Origin of the sequence: Labrys okinawensis, assembly GCF_047345005.1 — a bacterium.
Lineage (GTDB): Bacteria > Pseudomonadota > Alphaproteobacteria > Rhizobiales > Labraceae > Labrys > Labrys okinawensis.
In genome coordinates, this window is the sequence record NZ_CP178864.1 from 6,774,013 (window position 1) to 6,792,310 (window position 18,298).

The following is an 18,298-nucleotide window of genomic DNA, read 5'->3' on the forward strand; positions in this document are numbered from 1 at the left end:
TGCCGGTGCACCCGGACTACGAGCCGATCGCTGCCTTGATCAGCGCCTTGGCATCGTCGCTCGCCCATTCGGCGGGGCCGGCCAGGGCGCCAAGACGGCAGCCCTGCTTGTCGACGATCACCGAGGTCGGCAGGCCCTGTCCCAGTCCCTCGTTCCTCAGGCTCTGCAGGATGCTGGTCGAGGGGTCGGCATAGCGGTGCAGCTTGTCGATGCCGGCTTTGTTGAGGAACGCCTCGACGCGATCCGTTCCCTGCGTGTCGATATTGACGGCAACGACCTCGAAATCCTGCCCGCCGAGGTCGGCCTGCAGCTTGTTGAGCGCCGGCATCTCCTTTCGGCAGGGAATGCACCAGGTGGCCCAGAGATTGAGCAGCACGGTCTTGCCCTTGAAGTCGGCGAGCGTCACCTTGGTGCCGTCGGCGTTCTGGAAGCTGATGGGCGTGAGCGGCTGGGGCGCTGGATTGACGTTGAGTGCTGCCACCTGGCCCTTGGCCAGGGGATCCATCTTCGCCGCGACCGCAGCGGCCCCCGGGCAGGACACGCTTTCCTGATTGCCCATGCCGCCCTTTGTCCCGTATACCGCGCCCACGCCAACCACGGCTCCTGCCAGGATGGCCGCACCAACCAGCCAGCGCCGGTTCGATCTTTGCGGGGGCCGCGCTTCGGGATTTTCCTGCCGACTGTCTTCGTTCACTGAAAGCCTATCCAGATGAGCAACAAAATGTGGGGCGGCCGGTTCCAGTCGGGACCGGACGCGATCATGGAAGAGATCAACGCCTCGATCGACTTTGACAAGCGCCTCTGGGCCCAGGACATTCGCGGCTCGCTGGCGCATCTCGCCATGCTGGAGAAGCAGGGGATCGTCGCCACCGCCGATGCCAAGGCCATCTCGGAAGGTCTAGAGGCGGTCCGTGGCGAAATCGAGAGCGGCTCGTTCACTTTCTCGCGTGCGCTCGAAGACATCCATATGAATGTGGAGTCCCGGCTGGCAGCCCTTGCCGGCCCGGCTGCCGGGCGCCTGCACACCGCCCGCTCCCGCAACGACCAGGTCGCGACCGACTTCAGGCTCTGGGTGCGCGACACGATCGACGACCTCGACGCCCAGCTGAAAGACCTGATGACGGCGCTCACCGAAAAGGCCTTCGCCTTCGCAGGCGCGGTGATGCCGGGCTTTACCCATCTGCAATCGGCACAGCCGGTGACCTTCGGCCATCACCTCATGGCCTATGTCGAGATGCTGGGGCGTGACCGCGGCCGCTTCGCCGATGCGCGCCGCCGCCTCAACGAATGCCCGCTCGGCGCAGCCGCGCTGGCCGGCACCTCCTTCCCGATCGACCGGCATGCCACGGCCAAGGCCCTCGGCTTTGATCGCCCCACAGCCAATTCGCTCGATTCGGTCTCGGATCGCGACTTCGTGCTGGAGGCCCTATCGGCCGCCTCGATCACGGCGATGCACCTCTCGCGCTTTGCCGAGGAGATCGTGATCTGGACGACTCCGCAATTCGCCTTCGTCGCGCTGTCGGACAAGTTCACCACCGGCTCCTCGATCATGCCGCAGAAGCGCAATCCCGATGCCGCCGAGCTGGTGCGCGGCAAGGCCGGCCGCGTCATAGGCGCCCTGATCGGGCTGCTGGTGATGATGAAGGGCCTGCCGCTTGCCTATGGCAAGGACATGCAGGAGGACAAGGAGCCAGCCTTCGACGCGCTGCAGACCCTGTCGCTCTGCACGGCGGCCATGGCCGGCATGGTCAGGGACATGGTGCCCGATCTCAAGCGCATGAAGGCAGCGGCGGGCTCCGGCTATGCCACCGCCACCGATCTCGCCGACTGGCTGGTGCGCGAGCTCAACCTGCCGTTCCGCGAGGCCCATCATGTCACCGGCCGCCTGGTCGGCATGGCAGCCGAGCGCAAACTGCCGCTGGAAAAGCTTACCCTGGCCGACATGCAGGCCGTGGAGCCCCGCATCAATGACGGCGTGTTCGGCGTGCTGGGCGTGGAGAAGTCGGTGCGCAGCCGCACCTCCTATGGCGGCACGGCCCCGGCCAATGTGAAGGCACAGGCGAAGCGCTGGCTGAAGGTGTTGAGCAGGGGATAAGAAAGGCGCGACGCGAGCCTCCCCCACGAAGCTGGGGGAGGCTTTGCGTGGCGCCCCTTGCCTTACTACCTTGCATCACATTTCGAATTTCGTGCTACACAGCGAGAAACATTGGAGTTCCCTATGCTTGGTAATGCGTTCCGCGTCGCTCTCGCTCTGGCGCTGGTTTCGAGCCTTGGCCTGGCTGGCTGTGGCCGCAAGGGCAAGCTTGAGCCGCCGCCGGAGCAGAACGTGCCGCAGAAGGGCGGTCTCACCGGCAAGAAAAAGGATCCGGGTTATGTCAAGCCGGACCGCAAGCTGCCTATGGACTTCCTGCTGAACTGATCGTCCGATGCATCATTTCACTTATCGAAACGGCGTGCTGCACGCTGAGGATGTCGCACTGCCGGCAATCGCCGCGGCGGTGGGGACGCCTTTCTATTGCTATTCGGCCGCAACCTTGCGCCGCCACTACAAGGTCTTCGCCCAGGCGTTCGCCGACGTGCCGTCCCTCGTCTGCTTTGCCATGAAGGCCAATTCCAACCTCGCGGTGCTGCGCGTGCTGGCCAAGCTCGGCGCCGGCATGGACGTGGTCTCCGAGGGCGAGTTGCGCCGCGCCCGCGCCGCCGGTGTGCCGGCCAGCAAGATCATGTTCTCGGGCGTCGGCAAGCTCCTGAGCGAGCTCGATTACGCGCTCGACGAAGACATCCTCTGCTTCAACGTCGAATCCGAGCCGGAGCTGGAGCTGCTTTCCCAGCGCGCCAGCGCCAAGGGCCGCACGGCGCGGGTCTCCCTGCGCATCAATCCGGATGTCGACGCCAAGACCCACAAGAAGATCTCGACCGGCAAATCCGAGAACAAGTTCGGCATTCCGATCGCCCAGGCGCGCGCGCTCTATGCCCGCGCGGCCAAGCTGCCCGGCATCGAGGTCACAGGCGTCGACATGCATATCGGCAGCCAGATCACGGCGCTCGAGCCCTACGACGCCTCGATCGAGCGCCTGGTCGCCCTGGTGCGCGACCTGCGCGCCGACGGTCATGTCATCGACCATATCGATTTCGGAGGCGGCCTCGGCATCCCCTACAAGGACGACAACGAGCCCCCTCCCCACCCGGACGACTATGCCGCGGTGGTGAAGCGCTATTCCAAGGATCTGGGCGCCACGCTGGTATTCGAGCCCGGCCGCCTGATCGCCGGCAATGCCGGCATCCTGGTCACGGAGGTCGTCTATGTGAAAGAGGGCGAGGGCAAGACCTTCGTCATCGTCGACGCCGGCATGAACGACCTGATCCGCCCGACGCTCTACGAGGCCTACCACGCGATCTGGCCGGTGAAGGAACGTCCGCTCGGCGGCGCCATGCTCACGGCGGACGTGGTCGGGCCGGTCTGCGAAACCGGCGACTACCTGGCGCTCGACCGCGACATCCCGGAAGTGGCGAGCGGCGATCTCCTTGCCGTGATGTCGGCGGGCGCCTATGGCGCCGTGCAGGCCGGCACCTACAACAGCCGTCCGCTGGTGCCGGAAGTGCTGGTGGATGGAGACAGGTTCGCGGTGATCCGGAAACGGCCGAGCTACGAGGAGCTCTTGGGGCTCGATAGTATCCCGGATTGGATGTGAGCTGGGAGCGCGGACGTCTCGTCCCCTCTTGTAAGCGACACGCTCAAAGGAAAGGGCGCGAAACTTATTGGTCGCGCCCTTTATGATGCTGCCGGTGCTTCAAGAGGCGGACGAGACGTCCGCGCTCCCAGGCTCAATGCCTGCGGCGGCGGCGCTCTTCGGTACCTCCGGCCTTGGGCGGTGCCACCAGCGGGCCGATCTCTGCGATGACCTTGGCGGTATCCGGCCGTTCGGCGCGGGTGTGGCCGTCGATGGCCTGGCGCATCGCCTTGAGATGGGCCGGGGATGTGCCGCAGCAGCCGCCGATGATGCGGGCGCCGGCATCGATGGCAAGGCGCGCATATTCGGCCATCAGCTCCGGCGTGCCGGAATAATGGATGTGGTCGCCATGGAACTGCGGAATGCCGGCATTGGCCTTGGCAATGACGATGGCGTCCGGATTGGCCTCCGTCATCGACAGCACCGAGACCAGCAGGTCCGAGGCGCCCACGCCGCAATTGGCGCCCACCGCTACCGGGTTGGGATCAATGCCATCGGCCACCTCTGGCATGGCAGAGGGCGGAATACCCATCATGGTCTTGCCGGCGGTATCGAAGCTCGCCGTCACCGTATAGGGCATGCCGGCCTTGACCGCGGCCTTCGCGGCGGCGCGCATTTCTTCGGAGGCCGACATGGTCTCGACCCAGATCACGTCAACGCCGCCTTCCTTGAGGCCCTCGATCTGCTCGTGGAAGATCTCGACGGCATCGTCCTCGGTCAGCGGGCCGAGCGGCTGGAAGAGATCGCCGGTCGGGCCGACCGAACCCGCAACGATCACCGGCCGGCCGGCACCGTCGGCGACGAGACGGGCATTGCGCGCGGCAGCGGCGTTGAGTTCCCTGACGCGCCCGTCGAGCTTGTGCAGGGCGAGACGCCGGCGATTGCCGCCGAAGGAATTGGTCAGGATGATGTCGGCGCCGGCATCGACGAAAGACTGGTGCAGCGCGTGGATGCGGTCGGGATGCTCGAGATTCCACATCTCAGGCGGATCACCCGACATCAGGCCCATCTCGAACAGATTGGTTCCTGTGGCGCCGTCGGCAAGCAGCACGGGCTTCTGGGCCAAGAGATCTGTGAGACGCATGGGGTATCCTTTAGCGAAGACCAAGTTTCCACATAGGCCTTTGCGGGGATGTTTCAAGCGGGAAATCCAGCAGCGAACCGCAAGGGTCTCCAGCGCCATCACCTGCAGCCGTAGAGGCGTAGTGGGACGAGCGAGATGAGTTCAATAGCATAAATATAATGATATCTTTATATGTCAATCTTTATAAGTTAAAGAACCTGATCAGCCAGGAAGCGCGCGTGGCGAGGATCCTGGGAGCGCGGACATCACAGCGACATTCTATCGAAGATAAATGTCGCGATGTCCGCCTCTTGAAACGGTACTGCCGGAAGCAAAAATGCCGCGGCTGATAACAACCGCGGCACTCAATTTTGTGACCTCAATGGCTCAAGAGCGGACATCGCGACATTTATCTTCGATAGAATGTCGCTGAGATGCCTGCGCTCCGAGATCAGTTCGGCACGCCGGCCTTCGGGTCGGGCGGGAAGAAGGCGCTCTTCTGGCTGCCGTGCAGAAGGTCGATCGCCTGCTGGAGCTGGGTATCGTCCTTCTCGTCGGCCGGCACATAGGCCGAGGAGCCGCCCTCCTCCGACTTGTCGTCGCCCGGATTGGCGAGATGCCCCTTGAGGCCCGCTTCGCCGCTGGTCTGGTCCTTGCCCTTCAGGTCGGCCGGCACGTTCTCCTGCACCACGATCTCCGGCTCGATGCCCTTGGCCTGGATCGAGCGGCCCGACGGCGTGTAGTAACGCGCCGTGGTCAGGCGCAGCGCACCATTGCCCTGCAGCGGGATGATGGTCTGCACCGAGCCCTTGCCGAAGGAACGCGTGCCCAGGATGGTGGCGCGCTTGTGGTCCTGCAGGGCGCCGGCGACGATTTCAGAAGCCGAGGCCGAGCCGCCATTGACCAGCACGATCACCGGCTTGCCGCCTGTCAGGTCGCCCGAGCGCGCCGTGTAGCGCTGCACGTCGTCCGGACTGCGCCCGCGGGTCGAGACGATCTCGCCGCGTTCGAGGAAGGCGTCCGAGACCTGGATGGCCTGATCGAGCAGGCCGCCCGGATTGTTCCGGAGGTCGATGACATAGCCCTTGATCTTGTCCTGGCCGATATCCTTGTTGAGCTGGTCGAGGCTCTTCTTCAGGCCATCGAAGGTCTGCTCGGTGAACTGGGTGATGCGGATATAGCCGATATCGTCGCCCAGCTTCTTCGAGCGCACCGACTTCACCTTGATGATGTCGCGCACGACCTTGACGTCCATCGCATCGCCCTTGCCGCCGCGCAGGATCTTCAGCGTGATCGGCGTGTTGACGGCGCCGCGCATCTTGTCGACGGCCTGCTGCAGGGTCATGCCCTGGACCGGATCGCCATCGAGGGCGGTGATCACGTCACCGGCCAGTATGCCTGCCTTGGAGGCCGGCGAATCGTCGATCGGCGAGACGACCTTGAGGTTGTTGTCCTCCATGGTGACCTCGATGCCGAGGCCGCCGAACTCACCCTTGGTCTGGACCTGCATGTCCTGGAAGCTCTTGGCATCCATGTAGCTCGAATGCGGGTCGAGCGAGGTCAGCATGCCGTTGATGGCCGCTTCCACCAGTTTCGAATCGTCGGGCTGCTCGACATAGTCGGAGCGGACGCGCTCGAACACATCGCCAAACAGGTTGAGCTGCTTGTAGGTATCGGTCACGGCTGCGTGGGCGCCGCCCATCAGCATAGGGGCCTGGGTTATCGCGACCGTCGCGACAACGCCGAGGGCCACACCGCAGAGTAGAATGGGAAGCTTGCGAATCATCCGCGTGCCTTCTCGCCTTGATTGGACCACCATGGTGTGGGGTCTATGGAAACACCGTCTTTTCTGAACTCGATATAAAGGGCTGGCTGATGCGTGCCGGAGGCAGCATTGAGCGCCGCGGTCATCGGCTCCGCCCCCAAAGCGGACTGGGCCCCGTTGTCTGTTCCCGGTCCTCGGGCCTGATCTGAACCCATGGCGGCAACGGGCTCGCCCGTCAAGACAAACTGGCCCAGCGCAACATTAATCTTGTCCATGCCGGCCATCACGACATGATATCCACCGCCGGCATTGATGATCAAGAGCTGGCCGTAGGAACGGAAATTTCCGGCGAAGACCACCCAGCCGTCGCAGGGCGCGGTAACGTTGGCGTCGGCCGCCGTGGTCAGCGTCATGCCCCTGAACTGGCCGCCATTGCCGTCATCGGAGCCAAAACTGCGGACGATCGAGCCGGTAACCGGCAGCCGCAGCATGCCCTTGGCCTGATCGAAGGGGACTGCGGGGGTAAGGCGGCTGGGATCCTGCAGCGCCACCAGGGACGATCTGGCGCCAGCGGCAGCCTGGCTGGAGGCCGCGTCCGCGCTGCCCGCGGCGCGCTGGGCCGAAGGCACCTCGCGTTCCATGCGGGCGATCAAATCTTTGAGATTGGCTGCCTGCTGTGCCAGCGCGGTGGCATGAGCCTGCTCGGTGGAGAGGCTGTCCTGTTCCTGCGCCAGCACCTTCTGGCGTTCCTCGACCAGGAGCTGGGTGCGCGTGCGGTTCTCGGCAAGATCCTGCAGCGCCTGCTTCAGCGTGTCGCGCTGGGCGGTGATCTCGCCGCGCACCCGCTGCAATTCCTTGAGGTCGGCGATGAGGGCCTGGGTTTCCTGGCGCATTTCCGGTAGCACGGCGCCGAGCAGCATGGCCGTGCGCACGGCCTGGAGAGCATCGTCCGGGCGGACCAGCATGGCGGGCGGCGGATTGCGGCCCATGCGCTGCAGGGAGGCGAGCACCTCGACCAGCAGGCCCCTCTTGCTCTGCAGGGAGACGCGGATGTTGTCCTCATTGCTGTCGAGCGAGGCAAGGCGTGCCTCGGCGGCCAGCACCTTGGCCTCGGTGTCGTGCGTCTGGTTGCCGGTGTCGACGAGTTGCTGGCGCAGCTTGTCGCGATCGGCTCCCAGCGACTGGATGTCGCTGCGCAGGCGCGCCAGCGTCTCGTCGGAAAGCTTGATCTCGCCCTGCAGCCGCGCGAGGTCGTCGCGCCTGGTGGTGGCCTCTCTGGCCGGATCGACGGCAGGCTGGGTCGCGGGAACGGGCGTCGCCGATTGGGCGAAGGCGGCAATGGGGGATAGCGAGAGCGCGACCGTCAGCCCGGCGAGCATGGCCAGGTTCCGCTTCACATGTGCGCCCGTTGCGATCATTCCCGACAGATGCAGCCCATAAGGTTAACGAATTCTTCATTCGTTAACGATTCTTCTTACCCACAAGAGAAACTGGCGAGCCATCGCGCCTTTTCTGGGGCAAATCCATGGAGCACTTCGTCCGCCCGCGATTCGCCACCTCAAACCTCATCCTGCGCTAATCAACGGTGGAGAAGATGCCTCGACCAACGGGAAGTTGATCATCCGGGGCGGTAACTGACGACACACCCCGGTGGATTTCCTTTGCCTGGCCCGCTAAAGCGTTTTGCGATTTGACGGAATCGTCAGGAACCGCAAAGACGCGTCGAAACATGGAGTGAGAGCAGAGCAGCGTTCACGCCTGAACGCGTTTTGCTCTAAGGGACTTGCAATCAATTAGGAAAGCCCATGCTGCGCCGCTTCTATGACTGGATGATTCGTGCCTCGGAAAGTCCCTTTGCGGTCTGGGTGCTCGGGTTCATATCATTCGCCGAGAGCTCCTTCTTTCCAATGCCTCCCGACATCATGTTGATCCCGATGTCGGTGGCCCAGCCGAAGAAGGCCTGGCTCTACGCCACCATCTGCACAATCACCTCGGTTCTGGGGGGTGTCCTCGGTTACATGATCGGCTGGCTGCTCTACGATACGGTGGGCACCTGGCTGATCAATCTCTATGGCTATCAGCACGGCGTCGAGCAATTCCGCTGCCTCTATGCGGAGAACGGCGCCTGGATCATCCTGATCAAGGGCCTGACGCCGATCCCCTACAAGATCGTCACGATCACGTCCGGATTTGCCGGCTACAGCCTGTTCTGGTTCGTGGTCTTTTCGGTGATCACGCGCGGCGCGCGCTTCTTCGTGCTCGCCGGCATCCTGAACTATTTCGGCGCGCCGCTGCGGGCCTTCATCGAGAAATATCTCACGCCTGTCGTGGTGGGCCTGGTGATCTTCCTCATCGCCGGCGTTTTCGCGTCGCATTACATTTTCCCCGAGAGCAGCACATGCCATTGACCAGCGCCTCACGGGCCGTTCTCGTGGCCGGACTGATCGGTCTCGTCGTCATTCTCGCTGCCCTGGTACTGCAATATGGCTTCGGCTACGCGCCCTGCCCGCTCTGCCTCCAGCAGCGCTGGCCCTATTATATCGGCGTGCCGATCGCCATCATCCTCGGCCTTGTCGGCAACCGCCTGCCCGGCAAGCTGCTGGCGCTGCTGCTGGTGCTGCTTGCCGCCCTGTTCGCCTATGGCTGCTTCCTCGGCGTCTACCAGGCCGGCGCGGAGTGGAATTTCTGGCTCGGGCCGGCGGACTGCTCGGCCGGCAATGTCGGCTCGAATCCCGACAATGTCGGCGGCCTGCTCGATGCCATCGACAACTCCACCGTCGTCTCCTGCACCAATCCGCGCCTGCGCATCCTGGGCGTGTCGCTGGCGGGCTGGAATGGCGTGGTGATGGCGGTGCTGGTGCTGATCACACTGTGGGGCGCCTTGCGGGCGGCGAAGGCGAGGTAGGGAAGTCGTCCTCAGCACATACTTGCGAACGAGCATGTGCGGGGACACGATGCGGCACGAACTGACGCTTCGCAGATCCGCGGCCGGTTGCCGAGAAAGATGCCCTTCCCGTCTTGCGGTTCCGGGTCTCGCTGCGCTCGCCCGGGATGACCCTCAGATCACATTCAGCTCGAACACCGGCTTGTTGTCGATCACGCGCTGATAACCGAACACGCTGAGATCCAGTGTCTCGAAACGGCCGGCGGTGATCAGCTCCGCGATCGCCCGCCCCGCCGCAGGCGATTGCTGCAGGCCGTGCCCCGAAAAACCATTGGCGAAAAAGAAATTCGGCATGGCCGGGTGCGGGCCGATCACCGCGTTCTGGTCGAGCGTGTTGTATTCGTAGTGGCCGGCCCAGGCGCGCACGAGCTTCAGTTCCTCCAGCGCCGGCACCTGCGTTGCGAGCGCCGGCCAGAGGGCCTCCTCGAACAGGGAATAGTTCACCTCGAAATCGCCATCGGCGCGCTGCTCGCCGCGCTCATCCTCGGCGCCGCCGCAGATATAGACCTCGCCTTCCGGGCGGATATAGATGCCGCCGGGCTCGACCAGCAGCGGCATGCGCGGCAGAGGCGTCTTGCAGCGCACCACGAAGACGGAGCGCTTTCGCGGCTCGACCGGCAGCGCCAGCCCGGCCATCGCGGCGACATCCCCGCCCTGCGGCCCCGCAGCGTCGACCAGCGCACCGCAGGCGATGCGCCCACCCGATTTGAGCCTGACGGCCTCGACGCGATGACCGTCGTGCTCGATGCCGACGACCTCGTCCTTGACATAGACGGCACCGGCATCGCGCGCTGCCTTGCGCAGGAGGTCCAGAAGCGAATGGGCGTCGAACCAGCCTTCGCCCCGGCGGCCATAGGCGCCGGCCGCGATGCCCTCGACGTTGAGCCAGGGGAATTCGCGCTGCAACGCCTCAGGGTCAAGCAGTTCGATTTCCGTACCCTCCGCCCTCTGCACCTGCCAGTTCTGCTCGAGGATCGGCTTTCCCGCCTCCGTCGCCAGCAGGAGATACCCGCCCTCATGGAAGCCGATATCGGCGCCGGGGCCGAAGCGTTCCTTCAGATTGCGCAGCATCTCGAGCCCGAACAGGCTCATGCGGATGTTTTCCGGCGTCGAGAATTGCTGGCGGATCGAGGCGGCCGACAGCGTGGTGGAGGAAAGGGCATAGGTCGGATCGCGCTCGACCACCGTGACCTTGCCGGCATAGCCCAGGGCGGCCTTGAGGAAATAGGCGGTGGCGGAGCCGATGGCCGCGCCGCCGACGATGACGATATCGGACGAAGAGGGATTCACGAGGGACTCGCAGGAAGTGCGGCAATTGCGCCGTGGAAGCGACCTTTCTATGATCGACGACGGGGGAAGTGCAATATGCTGGGAGCGCGGACGTCCCAACGACACTCAAGAGAGTGTCGGACGATCCGCTCTTCCCAACTTGCATCCGCTACGGTCTCAAGAGCGGACGAGGACGTCCGCGCTCCCAGGGAGAATCGCTTTGACCGCCTGGCGCCCGCAACCGGCCGGTGACCTGCCCGACGGGCTGATCCTGTTCGACGGGGTTTGCGTGCTGTGCTCGGGCATGGTGCATTTCGTGCTGCCGCGCGACAAGGCGAGCCATTTCCGCTTCGTGGCCGTCCAGACCGAGGCCGGCCAGGTGCTTGCCAAGCGCTTCGGCATCGATCCCGCATATCCGCAGACGGTTGCCGTAACCCGCAACGGCCAGGCCCTGTTCAAGAGCGACTGCGCCATCGCCATCGGCCGCGCCCTGCCCGGCTGGGGCTGGGCGGCCGCCTTCCGCCTCGTGCCCCGCCCCTTGCGCGATTTCCTCTACGACCGCATCGCCCGCAACCGCTACCGCCTGTTCGGCAAGCGCGACACCTGCCTCATGCCAACGCCTGAGGTGAGGAGCCGCTTCATCGACGCCCTGCCCGATTTGCCGAAGGCCGCATGATCGACGCCGACATCACCGTCCGCCACGCCGGCTTTTCGCTGGAGGCCGCCTTTACCGCCGATAGCGGCATCACCGCCCTGTTCGGCCGCTCCGGTTCGGGCAAGACCACGGTGCTGAATGCCGTGGCCGGCCTGCTGCGCCCCGACCGCGGCCATATCAGGCTCAACGGCGATACCCTGTTCGATGCCGCCGGCGGCATCTTCCTCAGGCCGCACCGGCGCCGTGTCGGCCTGGTGTTCCAGGATGCCCAGCTCTTCCCCCATCTCACCGCCCGCCAGAACCTTACCTTCGGCCGCCTCTTCAACCGCTCGGCGCGAGACAAGCTCGATTTCGACATGGTGGTCGGAGTGCTCGGCATCGGTTCGCTGCTGAACCGCCGCCCCGGCGCGCTTTCGGGCGGAGAAAAGCAGCGCGTTGCCATCGGCCGGGCCCTGCTGGCCTCGCCACGCCTATTGCTGATGGACGAACCGCTCGCCTCCCTCGACACGGCGCGCAAGCTCGAGATCCTGCCGCTGATCGAGCGGGTGCGCGACGAGATGAAGATACCGATCCTCTATGTCTCCCACGCCGTGGAGGAGGTGGCGCGCCTCGCCGCCCGCGTCGTGGTGCTGGAGGACGGCAAGGTCACCCGCATCGGCCCGCCGCAGGACGTGCTGGCGCCTGCGCCGGGCCCGCTCTCGGACCAGCGCTTCGACACGGTCTCGCTGCTGCAGGCCAAAGTGCGGGCCTATGACGAGCATTACGGCCTCTCGACGCTCGACCATCCGGCCGGTCCCATCAGCATCCCCGGCCGCGCCGGCTCGCCCGGCGCCAGCGTGCGGGTGGTGGTGCGCGGCTCCGACGTCTCGCTCGCCACCAAGCGCCCCGGCGGCGTCTCCATCCGCACCATGCTGCCCGCCAGCGTGAAGGCTGTCGAAGTCGACGACGGCCCGATCGCCCGCGTCGACCTCGCCCTCGACGGCGGCGACATCCTCTCCGCCTTCATCACCCGCAACGCCGTGGACGAACTTGGCCTGTGCCCGGGTGACAGCGTGCTGGCGATGATCAAGGCGGCCTCGATCGACGCGCGGTAAGGGCGGTTAAAATAAGCGAATCGGAGGGCCAGTGTTGACAGTGCGGGAGAGGCACGACGCTTGAGGCGCTTGTTTCAAGCGATCCCTTGCTGACCCGGTCAAACCGCTCGCCAGTGCTCGTGTCAATCGATGGTGCTCTGCGTGGCATCCTACCCCGCGGATGACACAGGCGTTGGATTTCGTTGAACATAGAACGAACGGATATTGACTTTCATTCGTTCCCATGCTTTATTCCGTAACGGAATGAGGCGTCAGCGGCCGGCGTGTGCGCAACCCGGCCCCGAACGCTTCCATCCACCCCAGCGGCCTGTCCAAGTGGCGGGCGCAAGCGGCGGTCCTGCTTCCTTCGAAGCCGGCCTCCAGGGGTGACGAGCGGGACAGACGGGATCGGCACCCCATGGAAGTGCCCTGGATCCCTGGACGGAGCGTGAAGGGCTTGAGCCCGGCAACGCCTTCGTCCCTCCTCCCGCCGATGCGGTGAAGACGGCTGATGCCACCGTCCGGCCAGGACGGACGTCGCTCAGCCCCTTTGCCGGGCCGGCTGGGCCGGGTTCGGATGGTCCGTGCCGTCCGCTCTGGGCTCGCCTCCGCTTTCAGAAGGCGGAAAAAAACAGGTGGCCATGCATGCTTTGTCAGCGTGCCGGGCCGCCGGAACGGGGCGATGGCGTCTGGCACCGACAAGGCGGCCTGCCATCTTCCATGATCCTGCTTTCACGGCTGCCCCGCAGCCGCCATCGCCCGGTCTCCTCAATCAACCCAGCCGGAAACGGCGTGGGAACGAGAGCGTGTGCGCATTGCGGTGAAAAGGTGGCGGAGGCGAGCACAAGCGTCGCGATTGAAGCGCTTAGTGGTCGTTAAAAAATAAGCGCATCGAAGAAGCTGTCATCCCCGGCCGGGCGTAGCGAGGGGAAGGGGATCAAGGGGCCACAAGTTGTGTCCTTCGAGCCCCTGGATCCCCTTCCCCTCGCCCTCTCTCGCTACGCTCAAGAGCGGCTCGGCCGGGGATGACAGTGCGTTTATTCATTAACGATTCCTTATTTTAATTATTCCGATGGCGAGACCGCTCTCAACCCTTCACGGCACCGGCCGCCAGGCCCTCGACCAGGAAACGCTGCAGATAGACGAAACCGAATGCAACCGGCACCACGGCCAGCACCGACGCCGCCATCAGCAAGCCCCAATCCGTCTGGTGCGAACCCCTGAAGATCATGATTCCCGGTGTCAATGTCCGGCGGGCATCGTCGTTGATCAGGACATAGCCGAACATGAACTCATTCCAGGCCGCGACGAAAGCAAAGACGCTCGTGGCGAGGATCCCAGGTGCCGTCAGGGGCAGAAGGATGCGCCAGATGAATCGCAGGCGCGAGCATCCGTCGATCTCGGCCGCCTCCTCCAGGTCGGCCGGAATACCGTCGAAGAAGCTCTTCAACATGAAGGTCACCAGCGGGATCATGAAGGTGCAATAGACGATGATCAGTGCCTGGTAAGTGCTCAGCAGTCCGAGATGCTGCATGAGGCCGTACAGAGGCACCAGCAGGAGGACGCCGGGTATCATCTGCGACACCAGCATGGCCCCGCCCACGACCTGGCTTACCGGATAGCTCCCCCAGCGACTGAGGGCGTAACTTGCGAAGACCGATACGATCAGCGTCAACAGCGTCGAGGAGACCGCCACGATCAGGCTGTTGCGGAAATAGGTCACGAAGTCGCTCTCGAACAGCACCCGGCTGAAATTCTCCAGCGTCGGGGAAGCGATCAGCAGGGAAGGCTCGCTGCTCATGACCTCGGAGGCCGGCTTCAGCGCGGTGTCCACCATCCAGATGAAGGGGAACAGGCAGAAGACGCATAAAAGGGCGAGAACGCCATAGGTCAGGCCCGAAGCGACCAGGCGTTGGCTGCGCGATACCACCATGGCTCAGGCCCTCGCTCGGCGGATGCCGTAGAAATAGACGAAGAAGAGGCTTGCCATGAAGCCCATCGACATCGAGGCGAGGGCACAGGCAGCGCCGATGTCGTAGTCCTGCATGGCATATTTGTAGATCATCACCGGCAGGGTCTGCGAGGCGTTGAGGGGCCCGCCCTCTGTCATCACCCAGATGAAATCGAAGTTGATGGCTGTCCAGATGATGTGGATGACGACCAGGGTGAGGGACACCGCCTTGAGATGCGGCATGGTGATCACCCAGAAGCGACGGATCGGACCGGCGCCGTCCATGGCCGCGGCCTCATGCAGGTCGGCCGGCACCGCCTGCAGCGCCGCCAGCAGGCTGATGGTGTAGAAGGGGAAGCTGCGCCAGATATTGACGAAGGTCACCGTCAGGAGGGCGGTGTCGATCTGGCCGAGCCAATCGCGAGGATGGTCGAGCAGGCCGAGACGCACCATCCAGGCATTCAGCACGCCATAGTCGGGATTGAGCAGCCACATCCAGTTCAGGCCGGCGATGGCGATCGGGATGACCCAGGGCACCACGATGATGCCGCGGAAGATCGCTCTGCCCCTGATGGGTTGGGCGAGGACCACTGCGGCCGTCAGGCCCAACAGATATTCGCCCGCGACCGATAGCGTGGTCCAGCTCAACGTGTGCCAGAGCGCGGGCAGAAACTCCTCGTCCTCCAGCACGGTGCGGTAGTTCTCGAGGCCGGCATAGCCCTGGATTGCCGGATCCACGAGGTTGCCATAGTTGAGGCTTTGCCAGAGCACATTGCCGAGCGGATAGGCGATCAGCGCGAGGATGAAGATGGCCGCAGGCAGCAGGAAGAGCGCTGCCGTCCTGCGAAGCTGGATCTGGCGTGACGTCGCTTGCCGTCTGGACACGGCCTTGCGCCGGACAGCCATGAATTCCGCATTCGCCATATCCGACTCCGTCGCAAGCTGGGCCGCCCGTCAAATCTGCCAGCATTTTCCGAGTTCCGGCCGATCCGCGCTTCGGGGCGGACCGGCGGAGGCGTCCAAGCCGTCAGTTCTGAGCCGACATCTGTCCGGTCTGGCGCAGGCTCTTGTTGATCTGCTTGCCGAGCCATGCCGCCACGGCGGCCGGATCCTCATTCTTCAGGAGCACCCGCCCGATCGATTCCTCCATGTCACGGGTGATCGAGCCAAGCGCCACCTGGGGAAAGGACACGCCGATCGGCGTGAGGGAGGTGAAGGGCGTGCCCCAGATCGAATCGCCCTGGATATCCATGCGGGGCGAGCGGTCAGGAAAAACAGTGGCCTGGAAATCCTTGCTGAGCATGAAGGACGCGAATTCCCAGGTCTCGTCGGGATGCTTGCTCTTGTAGATATAGAAGGGGTTGATCTCGAAGAAGGTGGCGGCCTTCAGGCCGGCAGGCGGCGGGGCGACGCGTACGTCCTTCATCTGTTCGGGATTCTGGTCGGCGCGGTTGCGTATCCATGGCCCATTGACCACCATGGCATATTGGCCGAGCGAGAAATTGGTGTCTTCCTCCTCCCAGCCCCAGCCGGTCGCCTGCGGTGCGATCACGCCCTTGTCGAGGAACTGTCGGTACAGGGCGAATACCTGCGTGGCGCGCTTCATCGCCTCGGGATCGTCGGCCCAGTCATTCTTGAACTTGCCGTCTGCCTGCCGCTTGGCGATCTGAACATCGTTCTGCGCAAGATACATAATCAGTTCCTGCGGGGAGCGCACGCCGCGGCCAGCAATGCCGAAGCCCGGCTTGCCGGTGACCTGCTTGATCTTCAGGCTGGCATCGACCAGTTCGTCCCAGGTCTTGGGCGGCGCGGCGATGCCCGCCTGCTTGAGCATGTCGGCGTGGTAGAGCAGGCCGCGCAGGCCGAGATAATTGGGCAGGGCCAGCAATCTTCCGTCGACGGTGAGCTCCTTGAGGGCGTTGGGATAGATTGCCTCGCGATCGGCCCATTTGGCGGCATAAGGCGTCAGGTCGGCCAGAGCCTTCATGCGATCGAACTCGCCAAGCCACTCGATCAAGCCCCAGCTGAGATCCGGTGCATCGCCGCTGGCGATGGCGGTGACGAGCTTGTCGTGCAGGGCCTGGAAGGCGATCGTCTGCGTCTGGATCTTGATGTCGGGATGGCTCTGCTCGAACTTGGCGATCTCAGCCATTGCGGCCTTGCCATCGGCCTGCGAGGGATCCCAGGCCACCCAGAAATTGAGGGTTACGGGCTCCGCCCTCGCCGGGCTCAACGCCAGTGGCGAGAGCAGGCCGCAGAGCAGCAGTCCGATCTTCAGGATTTTCATGATCTCTTCCTCCAGCGTGTTCCCGGCGGTTCATGGCCGCCCCGGTTTTATGGGGTTCAACGATCTAGGCGACGACCTGCTGGTCGGGCGAGACGCCGCCCTCCTTGCGGGTGCGTTCGGCGCGCAACTCGTCGATCGAACGCACGGGCAGGCGGGCCGCGCCTTGCCAGTCGCGCTTTGGCACCTTCGCCCTGGCGAGGCGCGCTTTGGCGCCGTCGATCGCATGGGCGTATTGCGGCAGCCATTTGGCCTGGGCGATCAGCATCTCATCGGCCATCTGCCAGACTTCCTCGGGCGTGCAGACGGCGCCCACCAGCGGATCATGCAGCATCGCGAGCTTGAGCAGGTCGACATCGCCCGTCATCGCCGCCTTCACCGCCATCCGCTGCACATTGATGGAGGCGATGCAGGGCGCCGCACAGGCATCCGGCAGAGTGAGGCCCGCCACCATGTTGAGGCCGAAGCGGTCGACGAAGCCGGTGCTCTCGACGATGGCATCACCTGGCAGGTTGGTGATCAGGCCGCGGTTGCGCACATTGAAGTGTCCGCGATACACGCGGCCAGTTTCGAGCGCCTCGATGATGTAGCTGGCGTGCTCTGTGGTGCGGCGGCTCGGATCGACCGGCTTGTCGGCATCGGCCAGGAAACGAGGAAATTCCTCCTCGAACCAGTTGCGTCCCTCGGTGCAGACCCTCAGATAGCCGCCGGTCTCGCCGTGGATCCACTCGGACATGTCGATCCAGCGCGCGATCTCCTCGGGCCGCTTGCGGTACCAGGGCAGGTATTCGGACAGGTGCCCGTTGCTTTCGGTGGAATAGACGCCGAAACGCCTGAGGACGTCGATACGAACCTTCTCCTGCCTGGAATAGACCGGATGGCGCTCATAGGCTTCCAGCAGTTCCTGCTTGCCGATGCGCCGGCCCTTGTGCCGTATGTCGATGTACCAGGTCTGATGGTTGATGCCGGTGCAGATATACTCGACCTCCCTCGGATCCTGTGCGCCCAGGACCTCGGCGATCTGGCGCCAGCCATGCTGCACGCCGTGGCAGAGGCCAATGGTGTCGACGCCGCCATATTCGATGGCCGCCCAGGTGTTCATCGCCATGGGGTTGGCATAGTTGAGAAGCCGCACACCGGGCTCGGCGACCTCCCTGATGTCCTTGCAGAAATCCAGGATGGCGGCGATGGAGCGCTGGCCATACATGATGCCACCAGCGCAGATCGTGTCGCCCACGCATTGATCCACGCCGTATTGCAGGGGAATTCGGATATCGTCGGCGAAGGCCTCAAGGCCCCCCACACGCACGCAATTGATGACGTAGCGCGCCCCTGCCAGTGCCTCGCGGCGATCCGTGGTGGTGGTAATGCGGGCCGCGAACCCATTGGTCTCGACCATGCGGCGCAAGATCTCGCCGATCATATCCAGATTGTGCCGGTTGATATCAGTCAGCGCGAACTCGACCTCCCGCAGTTCAGGCACGCAGAGAATGTCGCGTACCAGAGTTCGGGTAAATCCGACGCTGCCAGCTCCGATGATCGCGATCTTGATGGCACTCATGG

At 64.2% G+C, this 18,298-nt stretch carries 16 protein-coding genes; 7 read left to right on the forward strand and 9 right to left on the reverse strand.

The window, feature by feature from the left end; all coding sequences use genetic code 11:
- Nucleotides 1–16: 16 nt before the first annotated feature.
- On the reverse strand, nt 17–694 hold the full coding sequence (gene tlpA / locus ACMDCR_RS31435) for a thiol:disulfide interchange protein TlpA (RefSeq protein WP_413990382.1): 678 nt from the start codon (nt 692–694) through the stop codon (nt 17–19).
- Nucleotides 695–709: 15 nt separating this feature from the next.
- On the opposite strand from tlpA, the gene argH reads away from it, so the two are divergent.
- From argH to lysA, 3 genes are all read left to right on the forward strand, one after another.
- Complete coding sequence (argH, locus tag ACMDCR_RS31440) at nt 710–2,095, forward strand: argininosuccinate lyase (RefSeq protein WP_413990383.1); 1,386 nt, start codon at nt 710–712, stop codon at nt 2,093–2,095.
- Between the two features lie 123 nt (nt 2,096–2,218).
- On the forward strand, nt 2,219–2,419 hold the full coding sequence (gene lptM / locus ACMDCR_RS31445) for an LPS translocon maturation chaperone LptM (protein WP_413990384.1): 201 nt from the start codon (nt 2,219–2,221) through the stop codon (nt 2,417–2,419).
- A gap of 7 nt (nt 2,420–2,426) precedes the next feature.
- Nucleotides 2,427–3,692, forward strand: coding sequence for a diaminopimelate decarboxylase (lysA, locus tag ACMDCR_RS31450; RefSeq protein WP_413990385.1), 1,266 nt, complete (start codon nt 2,427–2,429; stop codon nt 3,690–3,692).
- Between the two features lie 133 nt (nt 3,693–3,825).
- Here lysA and bmt read toward each other — a convergent pair whose 3' ends face one another.
- From bmt to ACMDCR_RS31465, 3 genes are all read right to left on the reverse strand, one after another.
- Entirely contained in the window at nt 3,826–4,815 is a 990-nt protein-coding gene (bmt, locus tag ACMDCR_RS31455; RefSeq protein WP_413990386.1) for a betaine--homocysteine S-methyltransferase, read from the reverse strand.
- 430 nt (nt 4,816–5,245) lie between these two features.
- Nucleotides 5,246–6,580: a S41 family peptidase gene (locus tag ACMDCR_RS31460; RefSeq protein ID WP_413990387.1), complete on the reverse strand. Its 1,335-nt coding sequence runs from the start codon at nt 6,578–6,580 to the stop codon at nt 5,246–5,248.
- Nucleotides 6,577–7,956, reverse strand: a complete 1,380-nt coding sequence (locus ACMDCR_RS31465) for a murein hydrolase activator EnvC family protein (RefSeq protein WP_413990388.1) — start codon at nt 7,954–7,956, stop codon at nt 6,577–6,579. The genes ACMDCR_RS31460 and ACMDCR_RS31465 overlap by 4 nt, the downstream gene beginning before the upstream one ends.
- A 408-nt stretch (nt 7,957–8,364) precedes the next feature.
- On the opposite strand from ACMDCR_RS31465, the gene ACMDCR_RS31470 reads away from it, so the two are divergent.
- A complete protein-coding gene (locus ACMDCR_RS31470) occupies nt 8,365–8,967 on the forward strand; it encodes a YqaA family protein (protein WP_413990389.1) in 603 nt (200 codons plus the stop codon).
- Nucleotides 8,958–9,464 (forward strand): disulfide bond formation protein B, encoded by a 507-nt coding sequence (locus ACMDCR_RS31475; protein WP_413990390.1) that lies wholly within the window; start codon nt 8,958–8,960, stop codon nt 9,462–9,464. The genes ACMDCR_RS31470 and ACMDCR_RS31475 overlap by 10 nt, the downstream gene beginning before the upstream one ends.
- A gap of 153 nt (nt 9,465–9,617) precedes the next feature.
- On the opposite strand, the gene ACMDCR_RS31480 is transcribed toward ACMDCR_RS31475, so the two are convergent.
- Entirely contained in the window at nt 9,618–10,793 is a 1,176-nt protein-coding gene (locus ACMDCR_RS31480) for an NAD(P)/FAD-dependent oxidoreductase (protein ID WP_413990391.1), read from the reverse strand.
- A gap of 199 nt (nt 10,794–10,992) precedes the next feature.
- On the opposite strand from ACMDCR_RS31480, the gene ACMDCR_RS31485 reads away from it, so the two are divergent.
- Both ACMDCR_RS31485 and modC read left to right on the forward strand, forming a co-directional pair.
- A complete protein-coding gene (locus ACMDCR_RS31485) occupies nt 10,993–11,448 on the forward strand; it encodes a thiol-disulfide oxidoreductase DCC family protein (RefSeq protein ID WP_413990392.1) in 456 nt (151 codons plus the stop codon).
- Nucleotides 11,445–12,521: a molybdenum ABC transporter ATP-binding protein gene (gene modC / locus ACMDCR_RS31490; RefSeq protein ID WP_413990393.1), complete on the forward strand. Its 1,077-nt coding sequence runs from the start codon at nt 11,445–11,447 to the stop codon at nt 12,519–12,521. The genes ACMDCR_RS31485 and modC overlap by 4 nt, the downstream gene beginning before the upstream one ends.
- Before the next feature lie 1,066 nt (nt 12,522–13,587).
- Here the strand turns inward: modC and ACMDCR_RS31495 are convergent.
- The 4 genes from ACMDCR_RS31495 to ACMDCR_RS31510 form a co-directional block, all read right to left on the reverse strand.
- Nucleotides 13,588–14,433, reverse strand: a complete 846-nt coding sequence (locus ACMDCR_RS31495) for a carbohydrate ABC transporter permease (RefSeq protein WP_413990394.1) — start codon at nt 14,431–14,433, stop codon at nt 13,588–13,590.
- A gap of 3 nt (nt 14,434–14,436) precedes the next feature.
- Nucleotides 14,437–15,375: a carbohydrate ABC transporter permease gene (locus ACMDCR_RS31500; RefSeq protein ID WP_413990395.1), complete on the reverse strand. Its 939-nt coding sequence runs from the start codon at nt 15,373–15,375 to the stop codon at nt 14,437–14,439.
- Nucleotides 15,376–15,478: 103 nt separating this feature from the next.
- Complete coding sequence (locus ACMDCR_RS31505; RefSeq protein ID WP_413990396.1) at nt 15,479–16,738, reverse strand: ABC transporter substrate-binding protein; 1,260 nt, start codon at nt 16,736–16,738, stop codon at nt 15,479–15,481.
- A 64-nt stretch (nt 16,739–16,802) separates the two neighbouring features.
- Nucleotides 16,803–18,296 carry an alpha-glucosidase/alpha-galactosidase gene (locus tag ACMDCR_RS31510; protein WP_413990397.1) on the reverse strand — a complete coding sequence of 498 codons (1,494 nt, stop codon included), beginning with the start codon at nt 18,294–18,296 and terminating at the stop codon, nt 16,803–16,805.
- Between the last annotated feature and the right edge of the window lie 2 nt (nt 18,297–18,298).

Excerpts from the sequence above, each read along its gene's own strand:
- argH (WP_413990383.1), top strand. The coding sequence starts at position 710 with ATGAGCAACAAAATGTGGGGCGGCCGGTTCCAGTCGGGACCGGACGCG.
- lptM (WP_413990384.1), top strand. The coding sequence starts at position 2,219 with ATGCTTGGTAATGCGTTCCGCGTCGCTCTCGCTCTGGCGCTGGTTTCG.
- lysA (WP_413990385.1), top strand. The coding sequence starts at position 2,427 with ATGCATCATTTCACTTATCGAAACGGCGTGCTGCACGCTGAGGATGTC.
- bmt (WP_413990386.1), bottom strand. The coding sequence starts at position 4,815 with ATGCGTCTCACAGATCTCTTGGCCCAGAAGCCCGTGCTGCTTGCCGAC.
- ACMDCR_RS31460 (WP_413990387.1), bottom strand. The coding sequence starts at position 6,580 with ATGATTCGCAAGCTTCCCATTCTACTCTGCGGTGTGGCCCTCGGCGTT.
- ACMDCR_RS31470 (WP_413990389.1), top strand. The coding sequence starts at position 8,365 with ATGCTGCGCCGCTTCTATGACTGGATGATTCGTGCCTCGGAAAGTCCC.
- ACMDCR_RS31475 (WP_413990390.1), top strand. The coding sequence starts at position 8,958 with ATGCCATTGACCAGCGCCTCACGGGCCGTTCTCGTGGCCGGACTGATC.
- modC (WP_413990393.1), top strand. The coding sequence starts at position 11,445 with ATGATCGACGCCGACATCACCGTCCGCCACGCCGGCTTTTCGCTGGAG.
- ACMDCR_RS31495 (WP_413990394.1), bottom strand. The coding sequence starts at position 14,433 with ATGGTGGTATCGCGCAGCCAACGCCTGGTCGCTTCGGGCCTGACCTAT.
- ACMDCR_RS31500 (WP_413990395.1), bottom strand. The coding sequence starts at position 15,375 with ATGGCGAATGCGGAATTCATGGCTGTCCGGCGCAAGGCCGTGTCCAGA.
- ACMDCR_RS31505 (WP_413990396.1), bottom strand. The coding sequence starts at position 16,738 with ATGAAAATCCTGAAGATCGGACTGCTGCTCTGCGGCCTGCTCTCGCCA.
- ACMDCR_RS31510 (WP_413990397.1), bottom strand. The coding sequence starts at position 18,296 with ATGAGTGCCATCAAGATCGCGATCATCGGAGCTGGCAGCGTCGGATTT.